The 6000-nt window shown below is 69.3% G+C and carries 8 protein-coding genes; 1 reads left to right on the top strand and 7 read right to left on the bottom strand.

Going from position 1 to position 6000, the window contains the following annotated elements; all coding sequences use genetic code 11:
* Positions 1-165: 165 nt before the first annotated feature.
* Genes JHAT_RS12620 through JHAT_RS12600 form a run of 5 tightly spaced genes read right to left on the bottom strand, consistent with a single transcriptional unit; the run spans position 166 to position 3737 of the window.
* Complete coding sequence (locus JHAT_RS12620) at positions 166-936, bottom strand: class E sortase (RefSeq protein WP_077798204.1); 771 nt, start codon at positions 934-936, stop codon at positions 166-168.
* A 13-nt stretch (positions 937-949) separates the two neighbouring features.
* The gene (locus JHAT_RS12615) at positions 950-2083 is read right to left on the bottom strand and encodes a class E sortase (protein ID WP_077798203.1); all 1134 of its coding nucleotides are present in this window, start codon (positions 2081-2083) and stop codon (positions 950-952) included.
* Positions 2080-2718 carry an aminodeoxychorismate/anthranilate synthase component II gene (locus JHAT_RS12610; protein ID WP_077798202.1) on the bottom strand — a complete coding sequence of 213 codons (639 nt, stop codon included), beginning with the start codon at positions 2716-2718 and terminating at the stop codon, positions 2080-2082. The genes JHAT_RS12615 and JHAT_RS12610 overlap by 4 nt, the downstream gene beginning before the upstream one ends.
* Entirely contained in the window at positions 2715-2912 is a 198-nt protein-coding gene (locus JHAT_RS12605) for a hypothetical protein (RefSeq protein WP_171990852.1), read from the bottom strand. Before JHAT_RS12605 ends, JHAT_RS12610 begins: the two co-directional genes overlap by 4 nt.
* Before the next feature lie 45 nt (positions 2913-2957).
* Positions 2958-3737, bottom strand: a complete 780-nt coding sequence (locus JHAT_RS12600; protein WP_171990858.1) for a DUF881 domain-containing protein — start codon at positions 3735-3737, stop codon at positions 2958-2960.
* 141 nt (positions 3738-3878) lie between these two features.
* Between JHAT_RS12600 and crgA the strand changes: the two genes are divergently transcribed.
* Positions 3879-4133: a cell division protein CrgA gene (gene crgA, locus JHAT_RS12595; protein ID WP_077798199.1), complete on the top strand. Its 255-nt coding sequence runs from the start codon at positions 3879-3881 to the stop codon at positions 4131-4133.
* A 236-nt stretch (positions 4134-4369) separates the two neighbouring features.
* Here crgA and JHAT_RS12590 read toward each other — a convergent pair whose 3' ends face one another.
* Positions 4370-5278: a rhomboid family intramembrane serine protease gene (locus tag JHAT_RS12590; RefSeq protein ID WP_077798198.1), complete on the bottom strand. Its 909-nt coding sequence runs from the start codon at positions 5276-5278 to the stop codon at positions 4370-4372.
* A 122-nt stretch (positions 5279-5400) separates the two neighbouring features.
* A complete protein-coding gene (locus JHAT_RS12585) occupies positions 5401-5934 on the bottom strand; it encodes a peptidylprolyl isomerase (protein WP_077798197.1) in 534 nt (177 codons plus the stop codon).
* Positions 5935-6000: the final 66 nt, after the last annotated feature.

Genomic DNA, 6000 nt, shown 5'->3' with positions numbered 1-6000 from the left:
GCCCGGCGCGCACACAGCCTGTGGAAAACCTCTCCGTCGCCCCCCGGCGACGTCGGTCACGCATCCGAGGCGCTGCGGCGGACACCCGAGAGGCCCGGAGCCGCGAGGAGAAGTCGCGGCTCCGGGCCTCTCGGGTCAGGTGACGGGCCTTTCGGAGGGGGCCGGTCAGCGCAGTTCCTCCGGCGGGGTCCGCTCCCCGTCCACCTTCTCCGTCCGCACCAGCTCGCCCCACACCACGTACCGGTACCGGCTCGTGTAGACCGGCGTGCAGGTCGTCAGCGTGATGTAGTGCCCCGCCTTCGTCCTCCCGGACTCCTCGGGCACCGCGCCGAGCACCTTCACGTTGTACTTCGAGGTCTCCGGGAGGATGCCGTAGACCTTGTACACGTACCAGGTGTCCTTCGTCTCGAAGACGATCGGGTCACCCTTCTCGATCTTGTCGATGTTGTGGAACTTCGCCCCGTGCCCGTCCCGGTGGGCCGCCAGCGCGAAGTTGCCCTCCTTGCCCGACGTGGGGAGCTCCGACTTCACCGGCTCGGTGTAGTAGCCGGCCACGCCGTCGTTGAGCACCTTCATCGAGGTGCCCTTCTCCACCAGGATGTCGCCCTTGCCCATCGCGGGCACGTGCAGGAAGCCGATGCCCGCCTTGGTGTCCAGCGCCCCCGGCCCGTCCTGACCGACCCTCTGGTGGGCCCAGTTGTCACGGACCTCGTCGGCCTGTCTGCCGGCCGCGCGGTCGGCGACGACGTTCGTCCACCACAGCGAGTAGACGACGAACAGGCCCAGCACCAGGCCCGCCGTGATGAGGAGTTCACCGAGGACGCTGACGACCAGCGCCACCGTCCGCCGCGGGCCGCGACGGCGGCGTGCCGCGGACGGCTGCAGGCCGGACGCGTCGGTGTGCTCTTCGTGATCCGTGTCGGTGGTCGCTGCCACTGGTCATCTGCCCTTAATTGACGAGCGCATCCGGCTTGCCCTTGCTGCGCGGCCGTTCCTCGACCATCTTGCCCCAGACGATCATCCGGTACTTGCTCGTGAACTCCGGGGTGCACGTGGTCAGCGTGATGTAGCGCCCGGGGCCCGTGAACCCCGACTGCCGGGGCACCGGATCGAGGACGCCGGTGTTGCTCGGCGACGTCACCGGCAGGATCGACGACATCTTGTAGACGAAGTACCGGTCCTGCGTCTCGACGACGATCGGGTCGCCGGGCTTCAGCCTGTTGATGTACCGGAACGGCTCGCCGTGGGTGTTGCGGTGGCCCGCCAGCCCGAAGTTGCCGCTCTTCGCCTCCGGCATCGCCGTCTTCAGCGGGTCCTCGGCGTAGTGCCCCACCATGCCCCGGTCCAGCACCTTCTCGTTGCTGACGCCCTCGGCGATCGGCACGACCACGTCCAGCTTCGGGATGTGCAGGATCGCGAAGCCCTGGCCCGGCTCGAAGGCCCCCGGGTTCCGCTTGCCGCTCGCCCAGTCGTCCTGGAGGTTGCTAGCCGCCTTGTCGGCCTGCGCGTGCGCCCGCACGTTCGTCCACCACAACTGGTAGGTGACGAACAGCAGCATCAACACGCCGGTCGTGATGAAGAGTTCGCCTATCGCACGGCTGGCGATCACCGCGGCACCCGGCTTGCGCGCCCGGGCCTGACGACGGGCCTCCACACGCGTCAGCGGCGCCCTGGACGCCTCGGCGGTCTCCTGCGTGCCCGACGACGGCCGAGCACCTCCGCGACGCCCGTGGCGCCTCCTGGCGGCCTTCCTGCGGGCCGCACGGCCACCACCCGGCGGCGGCCCGTCCGTCACGGCGGGGGAAGCGCCCTCCGTGCGCACCGGGGGCGGGTCCGGGACCCGCAACGCCACGGTCTCGTCGTCGGGGACCGGCGCGTACGTCTCCTCGTACACCCCCTCGCCCGGGAAGCGCTCCTCGTGCCGGCCGCCCCCGAACGCACCGCCCCGGAACCCGCCGTCCCCGAACGCACCGCCCCGGAACCCGCCGTCCCCGAACGCACCGGAACTCCCGTACGACTGCCCGTACGAGGCCCCCTGGTCACCGGCCGCGCCGGACTCGCGTTCGGGGCGCAGCGCGGTCACGCCGTGGCCCTGCCCACCACCGGGGCGAGCCCCGCCGCCCTCGCCACCGCGCCCTGGTCCCCGCACTCCACCAGCCAGTTGGCCAGCATCCGGTGCCCGTGCTCGGTCAGCACCGACTCCGGATGGAACTGCACGCCCTCGACGGGCAGTTCCCGGTGCCGCAGCCCCATCACGATCCCGTCGCGCGTGCGGGCCGTCACCTCCAGCTCGGCCGGCACGGTCTCCGGCTCGGCGGCCAGCGAGTGGTACCGCGTCGCCGTGAACGGCGACGGGAGGCCCGCGAAGACGCCCTGGCCCCCGTGCTCCACCGCCGACGTCTTCCCGTGCAGCAACTCGGGCGCCCGGCCCACCACACCGCCGTACGCCACCTGCATCGACTGCATGCCGAGACAGACACCGAAGACCGGCACCCCGGTCGCCGCACAGTGCCGCACCATCTCGACGCACACACCCGCCTGCTCCGGCGCACCCGGCCCCGGCGACAGCAGCACCCCGTCGAAACCGTCCTGGGCGTGCCCCGTGGACACCTCGTCGTTGCGCACCACCTCGCACTCGGCACCCAGCTGGTACAGGTACTGGACCAGGTTGAAGACGAAGCTGTCGTAGTTGTCGACGACGAGGATGCGCGCACTCACTGGTTGTCCACCGTCACATCGTTGAAGGGAATCAGCGGCTCGGCCCATGGGAAGACGTACTGGAACAGGACGTAGACCACGGCCACCACGAGCACGAGCGAGATCAGCGCCCTCACCCACGCGTTCCCCGGCAGATGCCGCCAGATCCAGCCGTACATGCCGTCCCTTCCGTCGCACCACGGCTCCAGACTCACGCCGTACGTCACCAGACTAGCGGCGCGGAGACCCCGGGAACGGCGTCACTCCACAGGCCGGGCGTAGTGCAGGTCCACGGTGCCCGAGTAGCCCGGCAGCGTCACCGTCCCCTGGTCCTCGACCTTCCAGCCGAGCCCGTACACGTTGACGTACACCATGTAGTTCTGGATCGCCGGCGACTCGGCCAGCGCCTTCTTCAGCCGCTCCGGGTCCCCGACCGCCTGGATCCTGTACGGCGGCGAGTAGACGCGCCCCTGGAGGATGAGCGTGTTGCCCACGCACCGCACCGCGCTGGTGGAGATCAGCCGCTGGTCCATCACCTTGATGCCCTCGGCACCGCCCTGCCACAGCGCGTTCACCACCGCCTGCAGGTCCTGCTGGTGGATCACCAGGTAGTCGGGCTGCGGCTCGGGGTATCCGGGGAGCCTGGCGGTGGCGTCCGGCGGCGCGTCGTCGAGCGTGACCGAGATCGCCTCGCCCTTCAACTCCTGCGTGCCCGCCTTCTCCTCCAGCGCCGCGAGCTTGTCGTCCTCCGCCTTCGTGCTTCCGTCGTCGCGTTCGGCGAGGGCTTCGACGTCGTTCCGCAGGACCGCGTTGGACTCGTCCAGCTCGCCGTTCTTGCGGCTGCGTTCCTGGATGAGGTCGGACAATTTCAGCAAAGAGGCGTCCGTGCGGATATTGGTGCCTTTGGCGGTGTCGAAGCTGGTGAAGAAAATGAGGCCCGCGAGAGCGAAGACGGCCGCCGTGAGCACGCGCACGGGCCGGAATCGGCGCCTGCGGGCAGGACTGGATACGGTCCCGGGGGAGTCGGCAGAATTGCTCAACGTACCCTTATCTCCTTCGGCGCCGCGGAAGCACTACGCTAACGGACGCCCGGGGGAGCGCTCAGAGTCCCCTTGCACGCCGTCCCCGAGCCCGAACCGTTCCCTGCGCGGCCACGCAGCGCATCGACAGGAGAGACCCTCGTGCCGAAGTCACGTATCCGCAAGAAGGCCGACTACACGCCGCCGCCCGCGAAGCAGGCGACCGCCGTCAAGCTGACCAACCGCGGCTGGGTCGCGCCGGTCATGCTGGCCATGTTCGTCATCGGCCTCGCCTGGATCGTTGTCTTCTACGTCACCGACGGGTCGCTGCCCATCGACTCACTGGGCAACTGGAACATCGTGGTGGGATTCGGTTTCATCGCCGCCGGATTCGGTGTCTCCACGCAGTGGAAGTAGTTCTCCCCAGGGCTGTCCACCGAGTTATCCACAGGTCCTGTCCACATGATGGGGACAAGGAAACGACGATCTGTGGATAACCGTCGGGCACTGCCACCGGTGTGACAGAAGTACCAGAAACCAAAAACACGTTCGCCCCCTGCCTGACCTGCGGAAACACGGTTCAGTGACAGGGGGCACACCTGTTCCCGCACGCTGTGCACAGGGATCGGTACCGCCTGTGGACAACAAACCGCTCAGGTGAGTTGGGCGGTTCTCACCAGGGTCACGACGACGACGGCCACGAGGACCAGTGCACAGGTGCCGTACTGCACGAGCGTGCGCCGTTCGCGGGGGGCGTGGAGCATGGCGTAGCCGATGACGGCACCGGCGACGAGACCGCCGATGTGGGCCTGCCAGGCGATGTCGCGCCAGCCGAAGGTGAAGATCAGGTTGATCACCAGCAGGGCGATGACCGGCCGCATGTCGGCGTCGAGCCGGCGGACGAGGGCGCCGGTCGCCCCGAAGAGGCCGAAGATGGCGCCGGAGGCGCCGAGCGAGGCCGTGGTCGGTGCCGCGAGCAGGTAGGTGAGGGCACTGCCGGCCAGACCGGAGGCGAGATAGAGCGCGAGGTAGCGGACCCTGCCGAGGGCCGCTTCGAGGGGGCCGCCGAGCCACCAGAGTCCGAGCATGTTGAAGCCGATGTGCCAGAACTCCTGGTGGGTGAAGACGGAGGTCACCATGCGGTACCACTCGCCCTCCGCGACTCCTTCGGTCGGCGCGAAGGGGGCGGGCGGCCACTGCCCGATCAGGACGAGGTCGCCGAGGAGCGAGGTCCTGGCGCGGACGGCGATGAACACCGCCAGGTTGATGCCGATGAGGATCTTGGTGACGAGATGAGGGTCCGCGACGACACTGCCGCCGGCGAGAGTGCGGGGCCGGGAGGCCGCGGGGGCGGGCCCGATGCCGGTGCCGCCGCGGGCGCAGTCGGGGCAGTGGAAACCGACGGAGGCGTTGACCATGCAGTCGGGGCAGATGGGGCGTTCGCAGCGGGTGCAGCGGATGCCGGTCTCGCGGTCGGGGTGGCGGTAGCAGCCGGGCAGGCCCGGAGAGGGCGGGGTGGTCTGACCGTCCGGGCCCTGTGGGCCGTTGGGTGACTGGTCCATGGGAATCCCCTCCCTTGTCCGTCCGTGTCCGAGAGGCGCGCGGCCCCGCTCTTCCTTACGGACGAGCAGGGCATTTGGTTCCCTTGGGACACACCGGCGAGACCGCCGGGAAGCGCCGGTGGTCAGCTCTGCCGGGTCTCGACGACGACCGACTCGATGACGACGTCGTTCACGGGGCGGTCGGTGCGGGGGTTGGTCTCCGTGGTGGCGATGGCGTCGACGACCTTCCGGCTGGCCGGGTCGGTGACCTCACCGAAGATCGTGTGCTTGCGGGTCAGCCACGTGGTCGGGGAGACGGTGATGAAGAACTGCGAGCCGTTGGTTCCCGGCCCGGCGTTGGCCATGGCCAGGAGGTAGGGCTTGTCGAAGGCGAGGTCGGGGTGGAACTCGTCCTCGAACTTGTAGCCGGGGCCACCGGTGCCGTTGCCCAGCGGGTCTCCGCCCTGGATCATGAAGCCGCTGATCACCCGGTGGAAGACGGTGCCGTCGTAGAGCTTGTCCGTGGTCTTCTCCCCGGTCTCGGGGTTGGTCCACTCACGCTCGCCCCGGGCGAGCTCGACGAAGTTCCTGACCGTTCTGGGGGCGTGGTTCGGCAGGAGCCGGACCTCGATGTCGCCGTGGCTGGTCTTCAGGGTGGCGTAGAGCTGCTCGGCCACGATGTGCCTTCCGTCGTCTTGTCGTGCTCCCCGATCCTCGCACGGTCCGCGGCGCGCGTCGCCCGG

The organism is Streptomyces sp. JHA26 (assembly GCF_002005565.1).
In the GTDB taxonomy this organism is placed as follows: domain Bacteria; phylum Actinomycetota; class Actinomycetes; order Streptomycetales; family Streptomycetaceae; genus Streptomyces.
The sequence above is the reverse complement of the archived record's forward strand: the minus strand, read 5'-3'. Positions and strand labels throughout refer to the sequence as shown.